Annotated in this window: 22 protein-coding genes and 1 pseudogene; 12 read left to right on the forward strand and 11 right to left on the reverse strand. The window is 41.8% G+C overall.

From position 1 onward, the window contains the following. The first annotated feature begins 139 nt into the window (after nt 1–139). The 3 genes and pseudogenes from QTN47_RS02850 to QTN47_RS02860 all read left to right on the forward strand — a co-directional run bounded on the left by QTN47_RS02850 (nt 140) and on the right by QTN47_RS02860 (nt 720). On the forward strand, nt 140–277 hold the full coding sequence (locus QTN47_RS02850) for a hypothetical protein (protein WP_369328384.1): 138 nt from the start codon (nt 140–142) through the stop codon (nt 275–277). Next, nucleotides 241–423: pseudogene (locus QTN47_RS02855) on the forward strand (ORF6N domain-containing protein); the annotation flags it as partial. The gene QTN47_RS02850 and the pseudogene QTN47_RS02855, both read left to right, overlap by 37 nt. A gap of 45 nt (nt 424–468) precedes the next feature. Further along, nucleotides 469–720, forward strand: coding sequence for a hypothetical protein (locus QTN47_RS02860; RefSeq protein WP_369328380.1), 252 nt, complete (start codon nt 469–471; stop codon nt 718–720). 576 nt (nt 721–1,296) lie between these two features. On the opposite strand, the gene QTN47_RS02865 is transcribed toward QTN47_RS02860, so the two are convergent. Then, on the reverse strand, nt 1,297–4,320 hold the full coding sequence (locus QTN47_RS02865) for an NHL domain-containing protein (protein ID WP_369327805.1): 3,024 nt from the start codon (nt 4,318–4,320) through the stop codon (nt 1,297–1,299). Nucleotides 4,321–4,512: 192 nt separating this feature from the next. Here QTN47_RS02865 and QTN47_RS02870 point away from each other — a divergent pair, with 192 nt between their 5' ends. The 6 genes from QTN47_RS02870 (at nt 4,513) to QTN47_RS02895 (ending at nt 11,984) form a co-directional block, all read left to right on the forward strand. Then, the gene (locus QTN47_RS02870) at nt 4,513–4,725 is read left to right on the forward strand and encodes a hypothetical protein (RefSeq protein ID WP_369327806.1); all 213 of its coding nucleotides are present in this window, start codon (nt 4,513–4,515) and stop codon (nt 4,723–4,725) included. A gap of 580 nt (nt 4,726–5,305) precedes the next feature. Further along, complete coding sequence (locus tag QTN47_RS02875) at nt 5,306–6,883, forward strand: arylsulfatase (protein ID WP_369327807.1); 1,578 nt, start codon at nt 5,306–5,308, stop codon at nt 6,881–6,883. 51 nt (nt 6,884–6,934) lie between these two features. Next, nucleotides 6,935–8,530, forward strand: a complete 1,596-nt coding sequence (locus QTN47_RS02880) for an arylsulfatase (RefSeq protein WP_369327808.1) — start codon at nt 6,935–6,937, stop codon at nt 8,528–8,530. Between the two features lie 164 nt (nt 8,531–8,694). After that, nucleotides 8,695–8,886, forward strand: coding sequence for a DUF1214 domain-containing protein (locus QTN47_RS02885; protein ID WP_369327809.1), 192 nt, complete (start codon nt 8,695–8,697; stop codon nt 8,884–8,886). A gap of 480 nt (nt 8,887–9,366) precedes the next feature. Continuing rightward, entirely contained in the window at nt 9,367–10,821 is a 1,455-nt protein-coding gene (locus QTN47_RS02890; protein WP_369327810.1) for a DUF1254 domain-containing protein, read from the forward strand. Between the two features lie 413 nt (nt 10,822–11,234). Then, nucleotides 11,235–11,984, forward strand: coding sequence for a carbonic anhydrase family protein (locus QTN47_RS02895; RefSeq protein WP_369327811.1), 750 nt, complete (start codon nt 11,235–11,237; stop codon nt 11,982–11,984). Nucleotides 11,985–12,182: 198 nt separating this feature from the next. Here the strand turns inward: QTN47_RS02895 and QTN47_RS02900 are convergent, their stop codons facing one another. Next, nucleotides 12,183–14,642 (reverse strand): ABC transporter permease, encoded by a 2,460-nt coding sequence (locus tag QTN47_RS02900; RefSeq protein WP_369327812.1) that lies wholly within the window; start codon nt 14,640–14,642, stop codon nt 12,183–12,185. A 265-nt stretch (nt 14,643–14,907) separates the two neighbouring features. Between QTN47_RS02900 and QTN47_RS02905 the strand changes: the two genes are divergently transcribed. Both QTN47_RS02905 and QTN47_RS02910 read left to right on the forward strand, forming a co-directional pair. Continuing rightward, nucleotides 14,908–16,311: a DUF1254 domain-containing protein gene (locus QTN47_RS02905; protein WP_369327813.1), complete on the forward strand. Its 1,404-nt coding sequence runs from the start codon at nt 14,908–14,910 to the stop codon at nt 16,309–16,311. Between the two features lie 84 nt (nt 16,312–16,395). Further along, nucleotides 16,396–17,148, forward strand: a complete 753-nt coding sequence (locus tag QTN47_RS02910; RefSeq protein ID WP_369327814.1) for an SDR family NAD(P)-dependent oxidoreductase — start codon at nt 16,396–16,398, stop codon at nt 17,146–17,148. Nucleotides 17,149–17,319: 171 nt separating this feature from the next. Here the strand turns inward: QTN47_RS02910 and QTN47_RS02915 are convergent, their stop codons facing one another. After that, nucleotides 17,320–18,864 carry a hypothetical protein gene (locus tag QTN47_RS02915; RefSeq protein ID WP_369327815.1) on the reverse strand — a complete coding sequence of 515 codons (1,545 nt, stop codon included), beginning with the start codon at nt 18,862–18,864 and terminating at the stop codon, nt 17,320–17,322. Between the two features lie 445 nt (nt 18,865–19,309). Between QTN47_RS02915 and QTN47_RS02920 the strand changes: the two genes are divergently transcribed. Then, nucleotides 19,310–20,056 (forward strand): hypothetical protein, encoded by a 747-nt coding sequence (locus QTN47_RS02920; protein WP_369327816.1) that lies wholly within the window; start codon nt 19,310–19,312, stop codon nt 20,054–20,056. Between the two features lie 88 nt (nt 20,057–20,144). Here the strand turns inward: QTN47_RS02920 and QTN47_RS02925 are convergent, their stop codons facing one another. The 8 genes from QTN47_RS02925 to QTN47_RS02960 all read right to left on the reverse strand — a co-directional run bounded on the left by QTN47_RS02925 (nt 20,145) and on the right by QTN47_RS02960 (nt 25,430). Beyond that, on the reverse strand, nt 20,145–20,777 hold the full coding sequence (locus QTN47_RS02925; protein WP_369327817.1) for an alpha/beta hydrolase: 633 nt from the start codon (nt 20,775–20,777) through the stop codon (nt 20,145–20,147). 4 nt (nt 20,778–20,781) lie between these two features. Further along, complete coding sequence (locus QTN47_RS02930; protein ID WP_369327818.1) at nt 20,782–21,735, reverse strand: ring-cleaving dioxygenase; 954 nt, start codon at nt 21,733–21,735, stop codon at nt 20,782–20,784. Between the two features lie 190 nt (nt 21,736–21,925). Continuing rightward, complete coding sequence (locus QTN47_RS02935) at nt 21,926–22,738, reverse strand: class I SAM-dependent methyltransferase (RefSeq protein ID WP_369327819.1); 813 nt, start codon at nt 22,736–22,738, stop codon at nt 21,926–21,928. A gap of 194 nt (nt 22,739–22,932) precedes the next feature. Beyond that, a complete protein-coding gene (locus tag QTN47_RS02940) occupies nt 22,933–23,127 on the reverse strand; it encodes a hypothetical protein (protein WP_369327820.1) in 195 nt (64 codons plus the stop codon). Between the two features lie 253 nt (nt 23,128–23,380). Next, nucleotides 23,381–24,124 (reverse strand): DNA alkylation repair protein, encoded by a 744-nt coding sequence (locus QTN47_RS02945; RefSeq protein WP_369327821.1) that lies wholly within the window; start codon nt 24,122–24,124, stop codon nt 23,381–23,383. 20 nt (nt 24,125–24,144) lie between these two features. Next, a complete protein-coding gene (locus QTN47_RS02950) occupies nt 24,145–24,558 on the reverse strand; it encodes a VOC family protein (RefSeq protein WP_369327822.1) in 414 nt (137 codons plus the stop codon). 39 nt (nt 24,559–24,597) lie between these two features. Then, nucleotides 24,598–25,083, reverse strand: a complete 486-nt coding sequence (locus tag QTN47_RS02955) for an SRPBCC family protein (RefSeq protein WP_369327823.1) — start codon at nt 25,081–25,083, stop codon at nt 24,598–24,600. Between the two features lie 2 nt (nt 25,084–25,085). Continuing rightward, nucleotides 25,086–25,430, reverse strand: a complete 345-nt coding sequence (locus QTN47_RS02960) for an ArsR/SmtB family transcription factor (protein WP_369327824.1) — start codon at nt 25,428–25,430, stop codon at nt 25,086–25,088. Between the last annotated feature and the right edge of the window lie 450 nt (nt 25,431–25,880).

Genomic DNA, 25,880 nt, shown 5'->3' on the forward strand with positions numbered 1-25,880 from the left:
GCGATTTTCATCTGACCATTATTTGGGAGTAAGTTATGAAATGGATAACAGTAATTAATCCCGAACTTAATTTATTGCATAAAAATATTTTTGAATGTGATTTGATATTTATCTTTGCCGGTATCCTAAACGCTTAAATATGCCAGTACAAGAAGTTCCTATTGAAGGTCTGCAAGTGATCCGCAGCATACAAAGTCGCATTTACGAAATAAGAGGGTTTAAAGTAATGTTAGATAGAGATTGGCTGCACTCTACCAGGTTCCAACGAAATCCTTAAACCTTTCAGTTAAAAGGAATTTAAGGCGATTTCCGGATGATTTTATGTTTCAGTTGACTAAAGAGGAAGCAAACATCTTAGAATCACAGATCGTTAATAACTCATATTCTTTGAGGTTTCAATTTGAAACCTCAAATCGTAGGGGTGGGGCGAGGTATCTGCCGTATGCTTTTACCGAACAAGGCATAGCTATGCTCAGCGGAATTTTAAACAGCGATAAGGCTATTGCTATGAATATAGCCATCATGCGCGCTTTTGTTGAAATAAGAAAGATCGTACTAGCAAAAGAAGATGTTAGGGAGCAATTGCGGCTGATACAACAGCGGATTTGCGAACACGATACACAGCTTTCAGCCATTTATGATGCAATTGAAAACCTGCTGGATGACAAGGCCGCTGAACGTAAATGGGAGGAAAGGGCGCGAATAGGTTTTGTGAAATAGTCCAAATACTTTTATGCTTCGCGATAGTTTATTCATAGCGTGGTGCCCGTTAAGAAATGCAGCAGCTGCTTATGCTTGTGCATGGGGCTCGTGAAAAGCCACGTGTTTCCAGATTAGAAAACATACAATTAGACCGCGCCATTGGTGTCTGCAATAAACTTAAACAAGCCATTAATGGAAATATATGGCTGTAAATCAGCAAGAAGACACACATAGTGAAATCAGCAATCACCAAATCAGACACCAGACATTTTACAAATGCTTACAATCCCATAAACTTGAACGCGGGCGTGTTTACAAAAGAGTTTACGGCATTGCCCGCATAAGTTTGGTTGGGAATTGTTTGATGGATGGGTAGAGACGTTGCATTGCAACGTCTCGGTTGTTGAAACGCAACGTCTCGGTTGTTGAAACGCAATATTTTGATTGTTGAAACGCAACATTTTGATTGTTGAAATACAACGTCCGGATTGTGGAAATAAAAAATGTTGCAATGCAACATTTTATGATGTTACGTTGCAACATTTTTGTTTATAACATGATAGAGACGTTGCAATGCAACGTCTCTACCCACCATTATTCAATCATCACCTTTTCTTCAAAAACACCATCCTTGCAAATTACCTGTATAAAATAAATTCCGGACGATGCGCCCGATACATTTACTGGTATTGTTTGCATTTTGCTAAATCCCTTCAATATTTTGTCCATAACCATTCTACCGTTCGCGTCTGTAACGCGGATCCTTGCATCTGCTGTATTAACGTTGTTCAGCCTGATTGAAAATGCGCCTTTATTCGGATTGGGAAATACACTGATCTTTTGATCATTATTCAAATAGTTGCCAATAGCCAAAGCTGCAGCATTTACAGTTCCCTTCACTGCAAGATTTTTTGTTGATGCGCCCGGAGAGCTTAATGTGATGTTGCTATTGTATGTGCCCGCGGCATCTGATGCTTTCAACCGTACATATATTATTTTGGATGCGACTTCCTTACCTGTTGGTGCAAATGCCAGGCTCGGACCATAGCCACCTCCTGATGTTAACGATATCTCATAACCTGCGGGTGCTGTTACTGTTGCGTTGCTTGTTAAGTATAGTCCGCTAACAGAGAATGATTGCGCCGCTGAAGCAGTTCCTGATGTTGTAGTGAAAGTCTTTAATACTGGTACTGACATCTTGCGGATGCGATTGTTATTCGCGTCAGCAACATAAATATTTCCTGTTGCATCAACTACAAGACCCTTAGGCTGATTAAATTTTGAAAGCGTTCCAATGCTGTCTTTAAAGCCTGCTGTAGTTCCTGCCAGTGTTGTAACCACACCCAGCGGTGATATTTTACGAATGCGGTTATTGCCGGCATCTGCCACAAATACATTGCCGGATACGTCAATGGCCACTCCGTTAGGTTGATTAAACTGTGCTGAAGCACCGGTTCCATCCGCGAAGCCCTTTGTACTGCCTGCCAGGGTTGTTACTACGCCTGTAGGTGAAATTTTCCGGATAACGTGGTTGTCAATGTCTGCAACATAAATATTGCCACCTGGGTCAACTACTGCACCAACTGGTCTTCTGAACTGGGCGTTTCCTCCCGTATCATTTACAAGACCCGCTACACTGCTGCCCGCAAATGTGGAAACTGCAGCCGCCTGAGTAATTTTGCGTATCCGGTTATTCAGGCCATCCGCCACATAAATATTGCCGGATGTATCTGTTCCCACACCTTGCAATGCATTGAACTTGGCTACACTGCCTACGCCGTTTGCAAAGCCTTTGCTGCTACCGGCAAAAGTGGTTACAACGGCAGCCGGAGTAATCTTGCGTACTACATTGTTGGCATTGTCCGCAACATAAGTATTGTTTGCTGCGTCGGTAGCTACTCCCATCGGCTGGTTGAATTGTGCCGCTGTTCCGGTAGCATTCACCAATCCCGGTGTTCCACTACCTGCAAACGTTGTAACTACGCCTGCTGTTGTTACTTTGCGGATGCGGTTGTTACCCTGGTCTGCCACGAGGATGGTGCCTGTTGTATTGATGCCTATTCCTCGCGGACCGCTAAACTGTGCAGCAGCACCTGTTCCATCAGCAAAGCCAATTGTGCTTCCTGCAAGCGTGGTAACAGCTATCGGATCAAATCTTAGTACCGGCCCAAATGTAAATCCCGCTACAGGTAACATTTTTGTTGTAGCCCCCGTGCTGCTTAAGCTGATATTGCCGTTGTGCAGGCCGGCGCCCGATGAGCTTTTTAGTCGTATGTAGATAGTAACAGAAGGACGTTCTCCAGACATTGGTGCTAGCGATAAGCTATTTACGTAACCTCCTCCGGGCGATAAGGATACTTCATAACCAGCAGGTGGAGTGACTGATATATTAGCTGTTAAATTATTTCCGCTCACACGAAATGACTGGCGGGCAGAAGCAAGCCCGGTTGATGTGATAAATGGATTTAACTTAACAACACTTAGCTTTCTGATACGATGCTGATCTGCTATGTAATAGTTGCCGTTTTTATCTGCTGTAATGCCATTCAGGTTAAAGAAATGCGCGGCAGGTCCCACACCGTCAGCAAAGGTGGGATCGGTGCCACCGCTGCCTGCAAGCCTGCTCGCAACCCTTAATGGTGTAATCTTCCGGATAATATTATCTCCCGAGGAAGAAGCAACATCTACAGTTAAGTGGATGTTATTGAGTGAGTCGATCGTTATTCCGATCGGAAACCCGAAAATATCTGACCCACCTTCCGAAGTTGTTTCCAGGCTGGTTAGCACAATGGATGTAACCGTAGTATCCGGTGTAATCTTTCGCATGGGCCCATAATATTCCAGCACATATAAGTTTCCTGTTTTATCAGCCATTATATCGTGTGCCGACCCGAAGCCTGAGTGCGTTCCTTTTCCATCGTATGAATCTGTTCCTCCATCACCTGCAAATGTGCTTACTGCGCCGGCTGGTGTAATCTTCCGTATGCGATAGTTATACCGGTCTACAGCAAAAATATTTCCCGCGGCATTGATGGTAATTCCTACCAGTCCGTCAAACCTCGCGGCAGCTCCTGTGGCATTTACATAACCGGACGCAGCAGCCCCTGCAAGTGTTGAAACAGTGCCGCCTGGTGTTATTTTGCGAATGCGTGTGCCGCCGTCTGCAACATATACATTACCGCTATTGTCAACAGTTATTCCTGTTGGTGAAGAAAACCTGGCGGATGCGGCGGCGCCATCCAGATATCCGGCAACTCCGGTTCCTGCATAAGTAGTTACAACGCCATCTGTTGTCATCTTTCTTATGCGATTGTTGTTGCGGTCGCATATGAAAATATTTCCAGAGATTTTATCGAATATCATATTGGCGGGAAGATTAAATCTTGCAGCCAGGCCTGTGCCGTTGGCAAATCCAGACGCCGAATCGCCTGCAATTGTTACTACTGAATTTGCGTCAAAGTTGACCACCGTTTGTGCGCTGCTTTGTAGCTGAAAGAACAATAATAAAAAAGGAAAAATAATTATCCCTAAAACACTACGGAAGGCAGATTCTGCAGCTCTGCCAACTTTAATCGTATGTTGACAAAACCGATAAGGTATTTGTAGTCGTCGTTTCATTTTTTGTTTGTTTAAGCAATTGAAAAGAATTGATTAATAACAAGATTCAATACAAATTGATCTTACTACAGTAACCGGATGTTCTGTTATAGATTTAGGGAGCCTCTCAGGAGAAGCCACTATTGCGATAACCCGGTATGAAGAATATATCAGCGCGCATTATTGAGGTAGTAACTAACATTAAAATTCAGGATGGATTTAAATGCAAAAAATTCCGGCAAGCAGTATCAAACTTTTGTCCAGACAAGAGATGATTTTGTATCAGGCAATGAAAAAACGGAAAATGCTCTGCTGATTCCATTCTCCACAGATGATGTTATACTAACAGCGCAGCTTCTCCAGTCGCTTTCGCTTAATGTAATGAGGAACGGGGCAGTTAACATTGTTTATGAGGTTACAATATGATTTATTCATTGCGAACAGGTTTGTGTTTACTTATTTGACAGGCTTTTCGGGGGACGTTGGAGTGCTGAAGTAAAGGGGATTTGCGCGTACAAGGGAATTGATACAATATTAAAAATGTTTAGGCAAAAAGGCCAGAGCACAGCACATGACGCGGCCTTTTTAATTTTTCTTTAATGGATGTTGTTATACATGGTAGAGACGTTGCATTGCAACGTCTCTACGTTTTGCAACGTCTCCCCGTTTTGTGCCGTTTGAATATTAAGAGGTGTTTCATTGCAACGAAATATGACGAGACGTTGCGTTGCAACGTCCCTACCATTTTTTTGCTGTATCCCATTGAATTTGAAGGTAAAAAGGTTAAAAGTTAGGGTTCTCTTGAACTTTTATCAACTCCGCATGTTGTATAATATTCAGCCGAATGTTTTGTGTGTACGGCAGTTCTGTTAAACAAACAAGCAATTGCCTGCTTATGGGACAGGTATTCTGTGTTCGTGCCGTGCTGTTAAAAGCAATTCTTTTCCGTTCGCCTTCCATTATTGAAAACTGCAACCGCATCTTTTAAAACAAAAAAACACTCATTATGGTAGCATGCACCATCCTGCGCAAAACGCTAGTAGTATCAGCTCTTGCGGCGTTTACAATCAATGCCGGACTGGCTCAAAAGAAACCCAATATTCTTGTCATTTTTGGTGATGATATCGGTATTCCTCAAATCAGTGCATACACTAAAGGGTTAATGGGGTATCAAACGCCTAATATCGATCGTATTGCAAATGAAGGATGCCTTTTCACTGATTCATACGGGCAGCAAAGCTGTACGGCTGGCCGCGCATCTTTTATTCTTGGTGAAGAACCTTTCCGTACAGGGTTATTGACCATTGGAATGCCCGGAGATCCTCACGGAATTACTTCGTGGATGCCAACCATTGCAGACATCATGAAAACGCAGGGTTATGCAACAGGTCAGTTCGGAAAAAATCACCTGGGCGATCGTGATGAACATCTGCCAACCAAGCATGGGTTTGATGAGTTCTTTGGTAATCTCTATCACCTGAATGCGGAAGAAGAGCCGGAAGGATACTTCTACCCCAAAGATCCTGATTTTAAGAAAAAATATGGACCACGCGGCGTTATTCATTCTACCGCTGATGGTAAAGTGGAAGATACTGGCCCCCTGACTTCAAAACGTATGGAAACTGTGGATGAAGAATTTTTGGGTGCAGCGAAGAAATTCATCGATAAATCAGCTAAAGCCGACAAGCCCTTCTTTGTATGGTTCAACAGTACGCGTATGCACGTGTTTACACACCTGAAGGCAGAATCGATGGGTAAAACAGGTAAGGGAATTCATGCAGATGGTATGGTAGAACACGATGGAATGGTTGGCGAATTGCTGAAACAATTGGATGATTTGAAAATTGCTGATAATACTATAGTAGTTTATACCACAGATAACGGCGCTGAAATTGCGCTATGGCCAGACGGCGCCATGACTATGTTCCGCGGTGAAAAAGGAACTACATGGGAGGGAGGTTTCCGCATTCCTATGATGGTTAGATGGCCCGGCGTTATTAAACCAGGAACAGTAAGCAACGAAGTTATTTCGCTGATAGACTGGTTCCCAACTTTATGCGCTGCCGCAGGCGCTCCTGATATCAAAGAAAAACTCGCTGCGGGCTTTTCTGCCAATGGCAAAAACTTTAAGGTTCATCTCGATGGATACAATTTCCTTCCTTATCTGCAAGGCAAGGAAAAAACTGGTCCGCGCGACGCCATCTATTATTTTGACCAGGCTGGCAATCTGAACGCCATCAGATGGAATGACTGGAAAGTGAGCTTTGCTATTAACTCACGCGGAAATATTGCAACCTCAACAAGAGAGGTGACTGCATGGGCTACGATCACTAATCTGCGAATGGACCCTTACGAGCGCGGGATGGAAGAAGGGGGAGAATCTGTAAAGTTTTTTGGTCAGCAGATGTGGTTATTGGTACCGATCCAGGGAAAGATCAAAAGCTTTTTCAGTGATTTTGATAAGTATCCTTATCAAACTGGCAGCACATTAAATGCAAGTAATATCAATTATGGTTTGTTGCGACAGCAGGACGCGCTTAAACGGCTGAAGGAATTAGAAAATATGTCTGCGCCGAATAATTAAATGATTCATTAGTAACGATTTTTTCAAACCACAAACATTTAAAATGTAATTATGAAAAGAAAAGGACTACAGGGTAGATACTATCTGCTGCTAACGATAGTATGCCTCATGAGCAGTGTTTCATTTGCTCAAAACAAACCCAATATTCTGGTAATTTTTGGCGATGACGTTGGGCTCACCAATATCAGCGCATATGGCCAGGGAGTTGTAGGCTACATGACTCCTAATCTCGACAAGCTGGCTCATTCCGGGCTTATGTTCACAGACTATTATGCAGAAAATAGTTGTACCGCCGGGCGCTCTACTTTTATAACAGGACAGTGTGCTAAACGTACAGGAATGTCCAAGGTTGGTATTCCTGGTGCTCCTGTTGGATTGCAGGACAGGGATATTACTATCGCGCAGGCATTGAAACCACTTGGTTACGCAACAGCGCAATTCGGTAAAAATCACCTGGGAGACAGGGATGAATTTTTACCCACAAGGCATGGCTTTGATGAATTCTTTGGTAATCTGTATCATCTGAATGCGGAAGAGGAACCAGAGCATCCTACATGGCCAAAAGATGATCCTGCATTTACGAAGGCTAACTCCCCACGCGGTGTGATTCATTCAACAGCCGATGGTAAAGTGGAAGATACTGGTCCGCTTACAATCAAAAGAATGGAAACCATTGACGATGAAACTACCTCGGCCTGTATGGAGTTTATTAAAAAACAGGCACAGAATGGCAAGCCATTTTTTACCTGGATGAATTTTACACGCATGCATTTTAAAACGCACGTTCGTCCTTCCATGCTTAACAGAGCCGGAATGCCCGGTAATTTTTATGCAGATGGCATGCTGGAACTGGATGATAATGTTGGCAAACTAATGAAGCTATTGGATGATCTTAAATTAACAGATAATACTATCGTTGTATTTACAACCGATAATGGTCCTAACCAATTCAGCTGGCCCGATGCAGCTACAACTCCTTTCCGCAGTGAGAAGAATACCAATTGGGAAGGTGCTTACCGTGTACCTGCATTCGTACGCTGGCCAGGACATATACAGCCCGGTGGACTGACCAATCAAATGTTTTCCGGAATGGATTGGTTCCCTACACTACTGGCTGCAGCAGGCAATGCCAATATTAAAGACGAGTTGTTGAATGGTAAAAATGTAGGCGGAAAAACCTTTAAAGTTCACCTGGATGGTTATAATCAACTTGATTTCATTACTGGTAAGACCGATAAGAGCGCAAGAACTGAGTTTCCTTATTTTAATGACGATGCGCAATTAGTTGCATTCAGGTACCAGGACTGGAAAATGGTTGTTCGTGAACAACCCAAGGTCGGGGGCTTTGAAGTCTGGTCGTATCCTTTTACCACATACCGGGTTCCTAAGGTATTTAATTTGAGAATGGATCCGTTTGAGCGGGCTGATCTTGTTTCTGACAATTATTATCAATGGCTGGTAGACAATGATTACAAAATAGGACAGATAAGTACGCATGCTGTTGGTTTTCTTGAAACCTTCATTAAATATCCACCTTCGCAATTGCCGGCTTCATTCTCGGTTGACGGAGTGGAGGAAGATATTAACAAAGCCACGGAGTCAAATATGAAACATCCCTCAATGGTTACGCAGCCGGATAAAAAATAACATAACTACAAAAAGCTACATTCTGAAGTATCCCGGATGTAGCTTTTTTTATAGGCTTCTAATCCCTGACTATAAACAATTCCAATAAATATATTATTACGATATGAAAGGTATTCTTGGTGCATCTATACCTGCTTTGATTTTGGCTGCCTGCAGCCAGTCCGGTGAAGAAAGATCTTGCAAAAGAACCTTCGGTTGATCTGTATCTCGGACCTAAAGCGCCTGCGGGAAAAGAAAAGCAATGGATTAAAACCATCCCCGGAAAAGGCTGGTTTGTGTATATAAGAATTTATGGTCCGGAGCAGGCAGCTTTTGACGGAAGCTGGAAGCCGGGAGATTTTGAAGAAGTCAGGTAAGTGAATGGTGAATAGTCGGTCCATGTCGTTTCCTTAAGAATAAGTGTCATTCATCAAGTACGATTTACGAAGTACGAAGTACGTGATTTTGGGCTTGCTTTGTTTTTCCTGACCTCTTAAGGAAACGACGTTGAATAGTCAATAGTGAAAAGTGGATCAGCACTGCTTTTTGGGGTAGTGATTACTGTTTGAATAAGAAGAATAACTGAGAATGCCAGCCATAGCCATTAGGAGCTTAAAGATTAAAAGAAAAGCAAGCAATACTATTTTCCTATTGTCCGTAGGATATTAACCTATCTGTCATCTCATTTTTGATTAAATGCACGTAGTGAATAGTCAATAGTGAACTAAGACTGTTCCATTATGAACAATGATGAATCAATCGAGCCTGTTCGAGATTAAGTACTTCGTACTTCAAACTTCTTACTTGGCGTCGTTCTGACAACAATATTTTTTATAATCAAAATAAATGATCCGCATATGAAGCATCTCTTAGTGTTTGCGGTAACAATACAGGTATTTGCAGCATGTAATTCTTCCGGAACCACTTCCGGCAGTGCGCCGGCTTCGGATACAGCGCAGACTGCAACGTTTAAGCCTGCTAACGTGAATGAGCAAGTGTTATATAACCGCGCATTCAATGCTGTTATCTGGGGTATGCCTGCTGTTAATTCAGAGCTTATGCACGAAAGTTTGTTACAGGCGAAAGGTGATTATAACCAGATTGTGTATTGGTCAGACCTGGTTAATTCAAAGAATCAGACGCTTACTCCCAATCCTGATGTCATTTATGTAAATCCGTTTTATGATACACGTAAAGGACCTGTTGTATTGGAGATTCCTCCGGCTGAAGGTTGGTCATCCATCACGGGTTCGCTTGACGATGCATGGCAAACCGCAATAGAAGATGTTGGTCCTGCCGGCGTTGACAAAGGTAAAGGTGGTAAGTATCTGATAACTCCTCCGGGTTACAAGGATAAGGTCCCGGCAGGTTATATATCCATGCCATCCTCAACCTATACAGGTTTTGCTATTTTGCGTTCAAATATTGGCGCCGGTACCAAAGAAGATATTGCAAAAGCTGTTGAATATGGCAAAAGAGTTAAGATCTATCCTTACGCGCAGGCAGCCAATCCACCTCAATCTGTAATGGTAGATTTGATGCAAACACCTTTCGGAAATATCATTCCCTATAACATACATTTCTTTGAATCACTTAACAGTTTTGTGCAAAGAGAGCCCTGGCTGACCCGCGATATGGTGATGGTTGAACAGTTAAAGACAATTGGAATTGAAAAGGGGAAAAACTTTACCCCTGATGCCCGCACAAAAGAAGTGCTTACCGCTGCTATAGCTGACGCGCATAAATGGCTGGACGGGCAATATGAAATGGTTTTTAAGCCTCCGTTTTATGATGGCACAAATTGGGCCTTGCCTGCAAACCCTCAAACACTGAAAGCGATAACTGAAAATTATACAGATGCAAATAATTATCCGGTTGATGGAAGAGCTATTGCATATTCAATAGCTTATTTCAGCGCAAAACATCTTGGATCGGGACAGTTTTATCTGATGAGCATAAAGGATAAGGATAAAAAAACTTTTGATGGCTCCGCTTTATACAAGTTGCATTTGCCTGCCAATGTACCTGTTAAATTATATTGGTCGGTGACTGCATATGACCGCGAAACGCATGCACTGATTGAGGGACTGCCGCACGCAAGCAGGGCTTCCACATCGCCCGGTCTTCAAAAGAATGCCGACGGATCAGTTGATGTTTACATTGGAGCAAAGGCTCCTGCAGGTAAAGAAGCTAACTGGATCCCCACTGATGCTAAAAGCGGATTTGAACTGATGGCTCGTTTTTATGGTCCGGAAAAAGAATTCTTTGAGAAGAAATGGACAATGGGGGATGCAGAGAAGGTAAAAGAATAAGAAGCACTTTTTGTAAGTGCGCAGCTGCTCCTTAAGCTGCAGCACCCCGGCGCAATTTTTGCCGTGCAGGTGGTGCCTAAATCAGCTTTTGTGAAAGTTATCATCATAGCAGGCATTTTACAATATTGCAAGACCTGATTATGTAGGAAACTGGCAGGCAGTGTTTCAATTACGGGTGATTTTTTAGTGGAATTGTGCAAGCGTAACAGCAGTCATAATCTGGAGCTTTGTTTTGCAGCGATTGACTTTGCACCCGGACTGAATAACCGGACTTGTGTTGTTGCAACAATTTTGGGTGCATTGTTGTTGTTGTTGTTGTTGAAAGTTGTTGTACCCGTAGTTAAGAAATCTACTTTACGTAATTTACTTTCTTCAACAATTGCAGCATATCGTAAACAGTTAAAAAATACCATATGAATTACAAATCGCTGCTGCTCCAAATAACAATGATTGTCACATTGTTAGCATGCCAGAATAAACATGAGGCACATGAAGTGAATGACGCTGACGAGGTTAAAGTGAACAAGGTGATGATATTGGCTGATAGCGTATTAACAGCTGATCAGCAGGCAAAACTTACACCTGATGAAATTATTGCTCTGCTAAAAAAAGGGAATGATGAGTTTGTATCCGATAGCTTAACGGTAAGGAATAATAGCGCAAAAGTGCGCAGGGCTGCACTTGGCCAATATCCAAAAGCTGTTATCTTGTCCTGCCTGGATTCGCGGGTACCTGTTGAAGATGTATTTCATCGGGGTATAGGCGATGTATTCGTGGCCCGTATTGCAGGGAATTTTGTAAATGAGGATATACTGGGCAGCATGGAGTTCGGTTGCAAAGTGGCTGGCGCCAAGGTAATTCTTGTATTAGGGCACGAGTACTGCGGTGCAATTAAATCAGCTATTGATGATGTAAAGCTCGGTAACATAACTGCAATGCTTTCCAAAATAAGGCCCGCTGTAACAAGCCTGACATCCTTTACAGGAGATAAGACTTCTAAGAACAATGATTTTGTTCATGCAGTTTGCGAGCAGAATGTCAAGCTGACCATGCAGCAGATCACTGCAAAAAGCCCTATGCTAAAAGAGTTGGTGGATAAGAATCAGCTTAAGGTGGTAGGTGCTATTTATAACATGAATACAGGTAAGGTCGATTTCCTTTAATAGTAGTAATAAAACTCTGTGGTTCTCCATGTATCCTCTGTATTTTTCTCTGTGTAACGGTTCTTAAATTAAATTATTATTACACAGAGCAACACTGAGAGCACACAGAGTTCCACAGAGACTTTATGCTGTCTTCATTTTCAATTATCCCCGCCTGAATGACGTCAGTCGGGCAGGCACTATCAATTATCCATTGAATTACTCCGTCCTCAAACTGTTTACCGGATTTGCAATGGCAGCTTTAATCGCAGAATAGCCCACTGTCAGCCACGCTATCATAATTGAACAAATAAGTGTTATAATAAAGAACCCTAAACCAATATCTATTCTGAAACTATATTGTTCCAGCCAATGATGCATGAAATACCATGCGACGGGTGCTGCTATTAAAAACGCTACAGCAATAAGTAAGGTAAACTCGCGCGACAAAAGCAAAAGAATATTGCCAAGTGAAGCGCCCAATACTTTGCGAATACCAATCTCTTTTCTTTTTCTTTGCGCCATAAAGCTCACAAGCCCATATAGACCGAGACATGAAATAAAGATGGCAATGCCTGAAAAGATCTTATATAGTTGACTAAGCTGCTTTTCCTGTTTGTAATAATCCGCAATGGACTGGTCTATAAAGTCGTATTCGAAAACATAGTCCGGAAACACTTTGTTCCATGTAGCTTCCATCCCGGCAAGCACCTGTTTTGTTTTGCCTGGTTTTATCCTGACGTTAGCTACTCCAAAGCTCCCTTTGGCTGACATCATTACAACAGGGTCTATCGGGTCTTTTAATGAATGCATGTGGAAGTCTTTTACTACGCCGACAATTGGACTCAGCTTGCCCGCTACATTTATTTGCTTTCCGATCGCATCCTGTGGGGTGCCAAAACCAAGCGCTTTTACCAGCGTCTCGTTCACTACAAACTCACCTGCCGTATCCGAAGGGTAGTACACGCGGCCCGCTGCCATTTTAAAATTATAAAGACTGAAATAGCCGGTATCTGCCGGTTTCATATTAACAATCAGGTCAGCTTTCTTTGTGTTGTTCGAAGCCAGTCTGAGATCTGTTGCCCAGCCACCGTTGGCCGCGGGCGTAAATGTGCTGAAGCTTAGTTCAGCAACGCCCGGTATGCTGCTGAGTTCATCACGTAACCGCACATACTTAGTGCGGCTTGCACTGTCGCGCGGCAGACTCGCATTCACGATCGCTTCTTTGCTGAAACCCATGTCTGCATTGCTGAAATAATTCATTTGCGCCACTACCACCAGGGTGCCAATGATAAGCGTTTGCGCTATCACAAACTGGAATACCACCAATCCTCTTCTGAGCGTAATGCCTTTGCCTGCTTCAGAAGTTAGCTTGCCTTTTAACACATTTATAGGGTTGAAACCGGCAAGAATAAGTGCCGGATAAAAACCTGATAAAATTGTAACTATAACTAATGAGAGCAGTATGAATAATATTGTTGACGGTGTGAATAAACTACCTGCCGTTAGATTGATTTCAAGCAGCCTGTTTAAGAACGGAAGAAAGATAACAGACACTATTATCGCCCCGATCATTGCAATAATACAAGCGGCACCGGTTTCGCTGAAAAATTGCACTACCAGTTGCTTGCGTGTGCCTCCTAACACTTTTCTCACACCCACTTCTTTCGACCTGATGACAGCATTGGCAGTAGAAAGATTGATGAAGTTTACGCAGGCTATAATCAGGAGGAACATTCCTATAAGTGTAAGCGCAGTTACCATTTGTTTGCTGAATGTGCGACCGTTGAAATTGCCCAGCCGTTCATCAAAGTGCATTTCTTTTAAAGGTTGAAGCTGCAATTTGTAACCGGCATGTTCCGGAGGTATATGCCTGGTGATAAAAGCCGGTAACAAGGCGCTCATTTGCGCTGCAGAATAGTTGGGTGGCAATTGTATAAAACAATAGTTGTTATCTTCAATGCTAACCCAGTCGTTCATGTTGGCATCCATAGTGGGATAAGAAATCACCATCCCCAGCGGAAAATCTGTATTGACCGGAGGATTTTCCAGAATGCCGGTGACTTTTAAATTGAGCCCGTAAGCTTTTACCACTTTACCTAAAGCTGTATGCCAGTCCCCAAAATATTTTGTTGCAAATTTCTTTGAAAGCAAGATTGTATTAGGTTCAGTAATAGCATTGTTTGCATTGCCTTCCACGATCTTGAAATCGAACATGTTGAAAAAGCGTTGTTCCGCAATGAATATACCGCTGGCTTCCTTGAATTTCTTGACAGTCTCGCCATTGTTGCCTGGAATAGTTACCTGCACATTGTTGTCCGACATTATAGCGGCGGCATTTTTTAATTGGGGATAATCCAGTCTTAAGCCATTGGTAACTGGAAAAGGAACGCCGGTTCTGTAGTCGCGGTCATCGCCCGTTTTGCCGGCCCTTACAACACGGTAAATATTTTTTTTGTTTGAATGGAAATCGTCAAAGCTGCTTTCGTATGATATCACAAGAAATATCAGTAAAAATGCGCTGAACCCTACAATGAGTCCTGTAATGTTGACGATCGCATGCACTTTATTGCGCAGCAAATTTCTAAAGGCTGTTTTCAAATAGTTTTTGAACATGGCTGATGGTTTTGACCGGTCGAAGTAGGACGGACTTTTAGCTTCCAGAACGGTGCCAGTCATATTAATTTATTTTAATCACATTATTATATATGAGGATATAATTCATGTGTTCGTTTTTGATACGCCGGCTGTCCGGTTATAATCGCTGACCGGAGCCATATTGCAAACAAAAGAAGAAAAAGACGCAGTGATTTAAAGAGATATTATGGCAATCCGGATTTTGTTCAAATATTAAATCGCTCAAACAATTTCAAAAATGCATTGTTGTTTTTTACGTGATTAAACGATGGATGATTTGATTTTTTCTTTTCATAAAAATGCCTTCATGAATAAAGTACTATTTATTTTCTGCTTTCTTTTTTTGATTGCTTCATGCGGCTCAGATAATGGACAAGGCAATAATGCTTCGTCTTCAAATGAAGTTGATACATCTGTTGTTCAAACTGCCAGGCAGGCATACATATTTTCTGTGCCACTTGCGTTAATGGATATCACACGCAGAAAGATGACGGATGGAAAAAATAAAGACGCGGCAGCCATCAATACATTCGCACACAAATCAGCATTTCCTGATGCAGATTTCCGGGATGTTGTGAGGCCCAATGCTGACACATACTATTCTACTGCAACGCTGGACTTAAGTCAGGGAGCCCTTGTATTATCAGTTCCTGATACAAAGGGCCGCTATTACATGATGCCGATGCTGGATGCATACACCAATGTATTTGCCTCGCCGGGAAGCAGAACTACCGGAACAAAAGCCGGCAACTTTTTGATCACGGGACCAGGTTGGACAGGAACAGTTCCTGCTAACATGCCGCAACTGAAATCGCCAACAAGCCTGGTATGGATAATTGGCCGTACGCAGGTTAACAGTAAAGAAGATGGAAATAAAATTGTTGTTCCCATTCAGCATCAATATAAACTTACGCCTTTGAATGAATGGGGTAAAGCGTATACTCCTCCCGGGCCCATGCCAGATAACAACCTTTCAAAATTAAACCCGAATGAGATTGTTAAAACTATGCCCATCGATGAATTCTTTAATTACACGAATAATTTAATGATAAAAAATCCGCCGGCAGAGGCAGATAAACCTGTAATGGAAAAATTTGCATTATTAGGCATTAAACCTGGTGGAAAGTTTGCATTGGATAGTTTTAATGCGGCAACCCAGGAGGCCTTAAAGAAAATACCTGCTGAGTTCTTTGCATCTGCAAGTAGTTTTTTTGCTAAGCCCAAAGAGCTCGTAAACGGATGGGTGCCTATGCACAACACCGGTGCTTATGGCACGGATTATCAATCCAGAGCGCTTGTTGCTTATGGTGGTTTGGGCGCCAACCTTCCTGAGGATGCAATTTATCCTTCTGCTGCGTTTGATGAAAGTGGAAATGCTTTGAATGGAGCAAACAATTATGTTATTCATTTCGCTAAAGGTGAAACACCACCAGCCAATGCATTTTGGTCGCTCACTATGTACGATCCTGAAGGTTTTATGATAAAGAATCCCATTAATCGCAATGCAATAGGCGATAGAAGTAATCTAAAGACAAATGCAGACGGTTCTACAGATATATTCATTCAACACAATTCGCCGGGTAAAGACAAAGAAAGTAACTGGCTGCCTGCGCCGGAAGGAGCATTCAATGTTTTGATGAGAGTTTACTGGCCAAAGCAAGAGATATTAAGCGGCGCTTGGAAAGCACCGGGAATAATGAAAGCAAAATAGCAAAACTGACAGGTGTTTTTAATATACTGAAACACAGATTTTTTATTGTATTTAGCTCATTGATTATCTAAAATAAAATCAGGAATGATGAAAAGTTTAGACAAAAAAATTGCCATTGTTACCGGTGCAGGATCTGGTATTGGTCGTGCTATATCATTGCTCTATGCATCCGAAGGAGCCAAAATAGTGGTGTCTGATATTAGTGAAGCGGGAGGGAATGAAACTGTAAAGGAAATTGAATCAAAAGGGGGAAAAGCCCTTTTTGTAAAAGCAGATACATCAAAACCTGGCGACAGTGAGCAATTAGTGAATGAAGCTGTAAAACATTTCGGAGCGCTGCATATAGCTGTGAACAATGCGGGTATTGGCGGCCCAATAAGTTCAGTGGGCGAATATCCGGTCGACGGATGGGATAAGGTGATCTCAATTAATTTGTCCGGTGTTTTTTATGGTCTGCGTTATCAAATACCTGCGATCATTGCGGCAGGCGGAGGAAGCATCGTAAACATGGCATCTATTTTAGGTAAAGTAGGAACAAAGGGTTCAGCCGCCTATGTTGCAGCGAAGCACGGTGTTATCGGACTTACCGAGACTGCTGCACTGGAATATGGGGATAAAAACATTAGAATAAACGCTATTGGACCAGGGTATATTGTAACACCATTGCTAAGTGGAATGGATGAGGCAGCAAGAAAAGCATTGATCAGCCTTCACCCGATGGGTAGACTTGGAACAGCCGAAGAAGTTGCTGAACTGGCATTGTGGCTCAATTCTGATAAAGCATCTTTTGTTACCGGTGCATATTATAATGTTGATGGCGGCTATCTCGCGCAATAATGTTTTATCATGTTGCTGTGGCCTGCATCTGTCTGAAACAGGATACTGCAAATAAATAAAGAATCAACAGCGGGCATCGAACTATAAAATCAGATATCAGTGCAGGATTCAGCTCTCTGTGCTCCTCGGTGTCTTCTCGGTATTTTTCTCTGTGAAAGAATTTCCTGTCTTCTAAACTTTCAAAATCGCATTCAGTATAAAAAATAAACAAATCAGCCCTGCAATATATTGAAGAAGAAAGTATGCAACTGTTTGCAGGTTTCCGAACCTGATCTTCGTAAAATCTATTTTGAATGAAAAAAAGATGAAGGATGTGTAAAGGAAAACAAGGCTGGCATGCCGTACGTAATTTTTGTTTTCAAATGCGTCTTCCATTTTATCGATAATAGAACTTACAGGATAAATCAGTTGAAGGCGTTGCCATGTAAATAAATTAATGAAGAAAAAAATCAACAGTAATATCAGGCTGATCCAGATAACCCTTCCTTTGTTATAACCATAGTTCCACCATGTGCGGTTTACAAAATTCAACGTCTTTTCAACGATGCCGCCCCTGGATGCCAATTGATTTCTATAGTCAATGTCTACTTGTTTGTAAGATTCCGTTTTTGCTTCCCCTTTAAGTTTTTCTAACAAAGAAACATACACGTTATTAATGTCATCAGTTCCCTCATTATCGTCAAAAAATAAATGCAGGCCTGCAGGATACTTAAAGTTTGAAGCCGTAATATCGGTGCGGACAATTTTTAAATAACAATCCTTATTGTTAGGGATAGGAGAGAAGGCTATGCCGGATGGTAGTTTGCCACAATCTTCCAGTATTAATGTGTCAAAACGTAAATCAGCCAGTGAAGCCGATGGACCAAATTTGCAGGAGACAAAATATAAATTCTGGATCCTGGAACCTTTGCAATTGAAGCTTCCGTTAATAAAACATTTATTAAAGAAAATAGATTTGACGATGGACGCAGCATCTTTTGATGTGAAAATAGAATCGATAAAAGTAGCATTAAGTGTGTCTTCTACAAATGTAATATCATTAAGACCGGAGTTGCTAAATGTAATGCCATTCAGGTTTGAATGCTCTATAAGGATGGAGGATGTGTCTTTTAGCGAGCGGATATTTTCAAACCAGAGAGAACCAGTGGATGAACTGTCTGAAAACTCCGGCAAATTTGAAAGGAACACAAAGTCAGTGGTGTCATTTTTAAAGGACATATTTCCCGTGCAACCGGAAATAGATAAGGTGTCGAGATAGCTGTTGTTAATATTCAGTCCCAAAAAACTACTGAAAGCATTGTTCATTAACGTAAATGAATATGGCTTGTGTTTAGGGCCTGAATTATTGAATGCTTCGATAGTTATAGAAGAACTAAAAAAAGTGTTTCTGAAGTATGGAGGATCAGGATTCGGACTATTGTAAAAATTACAATGGTCAATAAAAAGGCTGTCTGCGAACCACACATTTCCGGTAGCTGAATAAAGCTTTTCAAAGATTTTGTCATAGGGCAAAACACTTAAGAGAAAATCCTTGCCGTTGACATACGGAATGAGCTTGTCCGTTATTTTTCTTAGAACCGGTTGGGAGTTGTCCGGCGGATTGTCGTTATTAATTGCCAGTTTGTTTCCAAACATTATTGGGTGGATGGTGTCGTTCTGGGCATAAATACTATTTAACAAAAGCAAAAGCAGGGCCGTTAGACGGAGTTGTTTCATATAACCCAATTTACTAAACTCGTTTGCGAATTGCAATAGGGTGTTGAAGAAGCGTGGTATCTGTTTATTTCACAGCCAGGTATTTTAACCACGGAAGTAAAAGAGTTTGGTTCACCGGGTTTCACGGAAGAATACAAGATACTTGTTTCAGTAGAAACGTTCCCGGGCGACTCTGTGAGATAAACCCCTTTGCCTCTGTGGTTAATGTGCTTTCGTATCTGCCTTGCGAGGCCATTTGATGCTTTTAAATCACCTGGATATTTGCTAACTTAGTAGACGGGTTCCATTCCCTGCGACTATGTTTGCTGCGGCCGTTTTGATCACCCGCACCACTTGTTTAACGGACCTTTCCATTCAATTGATGTCTTCTGTATCGGGTAAACTATTTGCCGCCAGCCAGCAAACTATTGCTGCACCTTCCTAATCGATTTCATAAAGCTTACCTATGAGCAAAAAAAAGATTAAGCAATTGCGAAAAATAGCAGAAACAAGAAAAGCTGTTTCACTTTCACGCTTGTCGGTCAGGGTAGATAAATCATCACGTCACCCTGCCCGGAATATACTTTTTAAACTGTTGCTCCCTGTGCTGGTAATAATGATTTTGATAATCTCTATTCCTTACCTGCGTGACTATTTCTTCAAATCAAAAAGACAAATGGCATTTGAACAGTATCATCGTATCGGATTGACTATTCCCAAAGAAGTTCAGGTAAATCAGGGTGTGATACAATTAAAGCTGGGTAAGGGGGATGGGGAAAGCCTGCCTGTCTCGAAGCTTAAAGAGGGATTTTATGTCAATGGAAAAATTTCTTCTGCCTGCTCTAATGATCCTTATAAGATCTATCTGAAGCTGGAAGATCAAAAAGTTTTTATTTCGGCACAGATTAAGTCGTTTGATGGAAAATTGATAGGAGAGATCCGCAATAATAAATGGGTGTTAAAAGATGAACAGATTTTGGACTATCATGGAGATGGCTCTACCTATTTTGAAGTAATGGATAAAAATAAAAGAATACCGCTAAGCATAACCAGCAACGGAACAGAAATATTGTTGAGCGGTTTTTTTATTGATAAGGACTGCTTTGTTGTATTGGGTGAGGATGCACTTGTGACAAAAGATTTAAATGAAGCGCAAATCAAAGCTGCAGCCATTACACCTTATATGGTTTTTGATAGTGTTGTTGAAAATTAACGGGGTCGCTTTGATGCAAACAACAATGCGTTTAATGCTTTGTGCCTGTACTGCATTAAACGCATTTTGTTTCGTGATCGAGGTTCTGTTATGCTGTGTCAGGGCTGCTGAATATCAGCTTGTTCACATGTTCAATCTCATCCTGAACAATTGTATGCCCCATATTAGGATAAATTTTTTCAGTCACATCAGCTCCCATTTCTCTTAAAATGTTGCTGGTTGCATAAACCCTTTGAACCGGAACGTGAAAATCAGGATCACTTGTGCCTATAAAAACGGGCGTATTATCGAAATTGCCGGCATAGTTCTCTCTGTAGATATGATCTCCTATAAGGCCTCCGGTGAACGCCGCAATTCCACCCCATCTAGTTGCATTGCGTGTTGCAAATTCCAGTGTAAGGCAGGCTCCCTGGGAAAAGCCCATCATATAAATATTGCTTTTGTCAATGCCAGCCGTAACAATATCCTGTACTATGTCCTTCAATAGATCAATTGCTGAACTGAGCCATGGCTCGTTCTGTTGCACAGGTGCGATGAACGAAAAAGGATACCATGTGTTATTTGTTGCCTGCGGTGCGAGCAGTGCAAAGTCCGTAAGTTTAAAATACTGAGCCAGGGATAAAATATCAGAAGCGCTTGCTCCCCGTCCGTGCAGCAGGATCAATGCTTTTGATGCTTCAGACAATGGCTTGCCCGAAGTGGTTATATTTTTTTGATGCATATCATTATTTATAATTATCAGCAAGAAAAGAAACCGGGTCCACTACGTTTTCAATCTCTTTTCTCATTGGTTCATATTGTGGTGGAAGTTTTAAAGCTTCACCCAAATGTGCTGGTTCTTCATCTACCGCAAATCCCGGTCCTGATGTGGCTATTTCAAATAATACACCTCCGGGCTCTCTGAAATAAATGGATGTAAAATATTGTCTGTCCAACACAGGTGTGGGATTAAGCATGCGTGCGGAAATTTTCTGCCTGGCTTCCAACTGTGTTTCTGCATTGGGCGTTGCAAAAGCAATATGGTGAACGGTTCCGTTGCCTCCCAAACCTCGCAGCCTGTCAGGCATGCAAAGAATGTCCACATAATTTCCGGGTTTATCGTTTGCGGCGAAACGGAAGCGGTTTCCTTCCTCTGCTATCAGCGTGTGATCCATTTGTTCAGTAAGTAAAGCCGCGGTCCGCTCATAACCTTCTTCCCATATTTCCACATTATAAAAACCTTTGATAGCATGTTCTTCCGGTATGTGTCCGTAACTGAATCCGGGCCTGCTGTCTTTGTCAGTAAAAATCAACTCAAGTCCCAACCCGTCATGATCCTCAAAGTAAATAAAAGCCTCGGTTTTAAGTCTTTCCTGCACAGGCTTTTGTTTTATATCATATTTGGTTAATCGTTCCTGCCAGTATCCAATGCTATTGTACGGAACAGAAAAGCTGGTTGTATTAAGCATGCCCTTGCCATGTCTGCCGCTTTGAATGTGGCCATAAGGGAAAAATGTGAGTATGCTTCCTGGTGAACCCTGTTCGTCGCCGTAATAAAAATGATAGACTTCCGGTGCATCAAAGTTTACGGTTTTCTTCACAAGTCTCAGTCCGAGGATACCAGCGTAAAAATCAATGTTCTTCTGCGATTTGCCTGCAATGGCTGTTACATGGTGAATACCGGTGATTAATTGGCTCATATAATTGATTGATAAAAAATGATTGGTAAGTAGCTTGCTGGCCCGCACAGCTGTTCGAGGGCAAAATAATTATCTTTTCAAAAAAAATCAAATACCAGCATTGATTCCTGCAACAATTGCCAGCATTTGTACGATAAAAAGTTTGTTTGCCCGAGTATAAGTATGCCAGGCAACAAGTTTGTTTGGATTTTTAAAATTCGTATCGCAACAAGCGGAGCATGTTGTTGAACGGCGGCATTGTTGTCATGAGGCCATAGAGTAAGCGGTATCCTAACGGAAGTTCCTTTATGTAGGGAGATTGGAATACAGACAGACCGGAAATTCTTGTAAGTCTTAGGTCCAGTTGGTCTAGATCAGTAAGGTCGTTCACTGCCCATTTATGAATAGCGCCTGTTGTTGCTTTCAATTTCTTTTGCCCCGACCGGATGGCAAAGGAACTCATCACATCAAAGATCAATTGTCCGTGCGGAAAAAAAGTTATTAGCCTGTTTAGTAATATTCTAACCTCTTCTTCTGTTAGGTATTCAAGCAGGCCTTCAGCTATTATTATCGCGGGGCGATCTGTTGGCAATTGTTTCATCCAGCTAAGCGCGGTTACAGGAGAAGCAATCATCGTATAGCCATTCCTGTCTTCGAAAAAGTTCTGTCTTAGTTGGATAACTTCCGGGTAGTCCAGGTCAAACCAACGGATATTCATTGGTGGATTAATTCTTGCAATCCTCGAGTCCAATCCACAACCAAGGTTAAGTACAACTGCGTTGGGGTTGTTTGCCAGGTATTCTTTCAGCCATTCGTCATATTGCCTGGCTCTTACAACGATAATATTGTTGTTGGCAAGGCTTGTTAATTTATTGAAATCGTAATTGATCTGTTGCGCAATAGCTTCGGCGGTTTTGTCACAAAGTATAGAGCGTGACGAACGACTGTCGAGTGCTTTGGCATACAAAGTAATAAGTAAGGTTTCTTTCTCCTCTGTGAGAAGAATTTGACTTGTCTTTGGCATGGACAATCACTTTAAATCTGGTCTTTGTAGATAACGGTACCGGATTTATGTCAAGCTTCTGTGGGTAAGAATAAGTGATTCAGATAATATGAAAGATAGTAATTTTTGTAGTTATTTCAAGATGATTATGGTTAAAAATATCCTTTTGTGAAGAATGTTTAGCGATTGATCATGATGATATGTGCGTGCATATGTTATTTATTCAATCTGTAGTGAAACCTTGTATAAGGAATATAAAATCCCAATTTGGAAAAGCCTTCATAAGCTGCTTTGTTCTTCGTTGTATCTGGTAATTCAATGTCTGCGACAAATAATCTTGCGCCCCCTTTTATTCCTTCATTGATAGCTTTCCGCCAAATGGCAAAGTCCGGCGCGTGATCATCTGTCATTACACCGGGTACAGGCGCATCTACCCCTGAAAAGACGGTTTTTTCACTTGTCGTGAAAAACGAACGGCAGGCAACTATTTTGTTGTCACGTTAGGCTACATAAAGCCTCCATCCGTTACGAAGCGCAAAGGCGCGCGGCCATTCGTAAAAATTGAATTTATACGTGTTAATAAGGAAGTTTACCCAGTCGTTTTTTAAAGACCCATCTACCTGTTTTACAATGATAGGATCAGAAGTATTTACTATCGGCCTGTTATTCCTCACAAATTTTCATATAATGTTCTTTTTCTTTCTTGTCAAATTTTTCGATGGAGTTCCGCAGCATTGTTCTGGGCATCGTTGCGGCATGTTTATCCAAAAAGGCACGAAGGCCCTTGGGGTCTTTATCTCCGGCGAAGCGCAGCATCCAACCAGCAGCCTTGTGAATCAGGTCTTCTTTGTCGAGCAACAGGATCTCTGCAATTTTGAAAGTATCTGCAGTCTCACCTTTTTTTATAAAATAGCAGGTGCCAAGGATGGAAGTTCTCCGCTCCCAGATATTTTTTGATTTAGCCAGTCGGTATAAAATCTTTCTTGGTTTATCAATAAGATAACTGCCTACCATATGTAAACAACCGAGATCTACAAGATCCCAGTTGTTTACGCGATCGTGTCTGTTCATGTAAAGGTCATACAGTTCTTTGAGGCGCGGTCCGGTGATTGTTTTATCGCGCGATGCTTTATCCATAATACTCAGCGCACCGGCTCGAACTTCATGGATCGGACTCTCGAGTAACTTTTCGATTTCTTTTGCCGGCATGGCAATGACCGTTTTCGCCAGTTCAAAAAGCTGGCCCATTTTCACGCCGATGAACTGATCTCCTTCACCGTATGAACCGGCTTCTGATTTAAAATAACGCTGAATTTTTTTAAGTTCATCATCGGATTGCAGCGCAGTGAGTCTGATGATGAACTGGCGAGCCGTTAGATCTTTTGTTGCAGCAAGGGATTTTGGCATCGTGATTATTTTGACTGAAGTTATTTAGGCATCTTGCTGAGATCCATGTAAAGCATGTTCCATTTGTGCCCATCGGGATCGCTGAAAGCAAATCCGTACATCCATCCCTGGTTTAATTGTGGTTTGGAGTAAATGTTTCCTCCTGCCTTTTCAACTTTTGCAGCCATTTCATCCACTTCCTGCTGACTTTCGGCACTGAATGAAATTAATACTTCAGAATTATCGGTGCCGGTGATCACATTGTTTGATGTAAAGCTTTTGAATATGTGTTCTGCGAAAAGCATTACCGCAACATTTTTTTCACTCATCATCAGGCAAGCGGAATTAACTCCGTCAGCATGTTGTGCGTTGAATGTAAAACCAAGATCAGTGAAAAATGTTTGGGCCCTTTTTACATCTTTTACAGGAAGATTGAGCCATACGTCTTTAACCATAAGAGTTGTTTTTTTTGTGTTTGAATTTTTATAATGAAATTATTTTGCCAGCAGATCATCAAGCCGGCTAAAGCCTTCGCTAAGTCCTTTCTCCATGCCAGATTGAACAAGACCGTCCCTGTCTGCCACTGAGCGAAACACAGAATGAATGGTTACTTTGGTTCTGTTGTCCGGCAATGCTTCAAAGAAGGCGCTGTCCAGGCTAACATGTCCTCTTTCAGGCAAGCCTTCAAACTCAAAAGTCTGAATAACCCTTTCAGGTGCAGTAACTTCATGCACCGCACCATTAAAGGCATAGTCATTTCCATTCTTATCGGAATGAATGTACCTGTAGGAGCCGCCTGTTCTGCAGTCGTATTTTTCAATTCTCATTGCCAGATCTTTTGGACCAAGCCATTGAATAACAAGATCCGGATCTGTGTAGGCTTTAAACACCAGCTCTCTCGGAGCATCGAACTCTCTTGTGATGTGCAGTTCCTGTTTACCTGGTTCGGCGGTTACTTTTGTCTGATTTTTAGATGCCATGATTATTTGTTTTTTCTTTTTTTCGAAGATTGCATTTGTGCCAGCAGATCGTCCATTTTGTTAAACCGGTCTTCCCATGCCTGGCGGAATGGTTCAAGCCAGTCCGCAACTGCGGCAAGGTTATTAAGCTGAGCTTCGCAATAACGTTCCCTGCCTTGTTGTTTGATGGTGATCAAACCACATTCATGTAAAATTTTGATATGCTGGGAAATGGCCGGCCTGCTAACGTTAAAATTTTCGGCAATAGCATTCAGGTTCATTGACTGAAACGCTATAAGCGCAATGATAGCGCGCCGTGTTGGATCGGCTATTGCCTGGAAAACATCTCTTCTTGCCTGTGATCTCATAAAATATGTAAGTATTCGCTTACTAAATTAAATGTAAGTATTCACTTACGCAAGTTTTTTTGGGGGAAAATTTTGAAAAAGGTATCAGGTGTCAGGTATCAGGTATCAGGTATCAGGTATCAGGTATCAGGTATCAGGTGTCAGGTATCAGGTGTCAGGTTTGAGGTATAAGGTCTGAGGTATAAGGCCTGAGGCATGAGGCTTGAGGAGTAGGGGTGAGAAGAAGGTTTTATTGGTTATTTCATATTGAAACTTGTATTCTCTTTATTGGGTTTTGGCGAAAATGAGAACTTTTTTCGCAATTGGTTTTCGTGATTATAGACTGATTTTTTTTGTAAAAGATATCCTATACACGTGTGCAAATAAACTTATTTCACGGCTGGCTTATAAAAGTTTAAGGTCAAACCACAAACACAAGGTTTTCGATCAAAAATTAAACAGCTCCTTCTT

Origin of the sequence: Danxiaibacter flavus (genome assembly GCF_041060425.1) — a bacterium.
Lineage (GTDB): Bacteria > Bacteroidota > Bacteroidia > Chitinophagales > Chitinophagaceae > Danxiaibacter > Danxiaibacter flavus.

What these genes read in the sequence shown, in the direction of transcription:
- QTN47_RS02955 (WP_369327823.1), bottom strand. Translation starts at nt 25,083, where the DNA reads ATGGCATCTAAAAATCAGACAAAAGTAACCGCCGAACCAGGTAAACAG.
- QTN47_RS02905 (WP_369327813.1), top strand. Translation starts at nt 14,908, where the DNA reads ATGAATAAAGTACTATTTATTTTCTGCTTTCTTTTTTTGATTGCTTCA.
- QTN47_RS02875 (WP_369327807.1), top strand. Translation starts at nt 5,306, where the DNA reads ATGGTAGCATGCACCATCCTGCGCAAAACGCTAGTAGTATCAGCTCTT.
- QTN47_RS02950 (WP_369327822.1), bottom strand. Translation starts at nt 24,558, where the DNA reads ATGGTTAAAGACGTATGGCTCAATCTTCCTGTAAAAGATGTAAAAAGG.
- QTN47_RS02940 (WP_369327820.1), bottom strand. Translation starts at nt 23,127, where the DNA reads ATGACAGATGATCACGCGCCGGACTTTGCCATTTGGCGGAAAGCTATC.
- QTN47_RS02860 (WP_369328380.1), top strand. Translation starts at nt 469, where the DNA reads ATGCTCAGCGGAATTTTAAACAGCGATAAGGCTATTGCTATGAATATA.
- QTN47_RS02935 (WP_369327819.1), bottom strand. Translation starts at nt 22,738, where the DNA reads ATGCCAAAGACAAGTCAAATTCTTCTCACAGAGGAGAAAGAAACCTTA.
- QTN47_RS02945 (WP_369327821.1), bottom strand. Translation starts at nt 24,124, where the DNA reads ATGCCAAAATCCCTTGCTGCAACAAAAGATCTAACGGCTCGCCAGTTC.
- QTN47_RS02850 (WP_369328384.1), top strand. Translation starts at nt 140, where the DNA reads ATGCCAGTACAAGAAGTTCCTATTGAAGGTCTGCAAGTGATCCGCAGC.
- QTN47_RS02895 (WP_369327811.1), top strand. Translation starts at nt 11,235, where the DNA reads ATGAATTACAAATCGCTGCTGCTCCAAATAACAATGATTGTCACATTG.
- QTN47_RS02920 (WP_369327816.1), top strand. Translation starts at nt 19,310, where the DNA reads ATGAGCAAAAAAAAGATTAAGCAATTGCGAAAAATAGCAGAAACAAGA.
- QTN47_RS02870 (WP_369327806.1), top strand. Translation starts at nt 4,513, where the DNA reads ATGGATTTAAATGCAAAAAATTCCGGCAAGCAGTATCAAACTTTTGTC.
- QTN47_RS02890 (WP_369327810.1), top strand. Translation starts at nt 9,367, where the DNA reads ATGAAGCATCTCTTAGTGTTTGCGGTAACAATACAGGTATTTGCAGCA.
- QTN47_RS02960 (WP_369327824.1), bottom strand. Translation starts at nt 25,430, where the DNA reads ATGAGATCACAGGCAAGAAGAGATGTTTTCCAGGCAATAGCCGATCCA.
- QTN47_RS02900 (WP_369327812.1), bottom strand. Translation starts at nt 14,642, where the DNA reads ATGACTGGCACCGTTCTGGAAGCTAAAAGTCCGTCCTACTTCGACCGG.
- QTN47_RS02925 (WP_369327817.1), bottom strand. Translation starts at nt 20,777, where the DNA reads ATGCATCAAAAAAATATAACCACTTCGGGCAAGCCATTGTCTGAAGCA.
- QTN47_RS02865 (WP_369327805.1), bottom strand. Translation starts at nt 4,320, where the DNA reads ATGAAACGACGACTACAAATACCTTATCGGTTTTGTCAACATACGATT.
- QTN47_RS02930 (WP_369327818.1), bottom strand. Translation starts at nt 21,735, where the DNA reads ATGAGCCAATTAATCACCGGTATTCACCATGTAACAGCCATTGCAGGC.
- QTN47_RS02910 (WP_369327814.1), top strand. Translation starts at nt 16,396, where the DNA reads ATGATGAAAAGTTTAGACAAAAAAATTGCCATTGTTACCGGTGCAGGA.
- QTN47_RS02915 (WP_369327815.1), bottom strand. Translation starts at nt 18,864, where the DNA reads ATGAAACAACTCCGTCTAACGGCCCTGCTTTTGCTTTTGTTAAATAGT.
- QTN47_RS02880 (WP_369327808.1), top strand. Translation starts at nt 6,935, where the DNA reads ATGAAAAGAAAAGGACTACAGGGTAGATACTATCTGCTGCTAACGATA.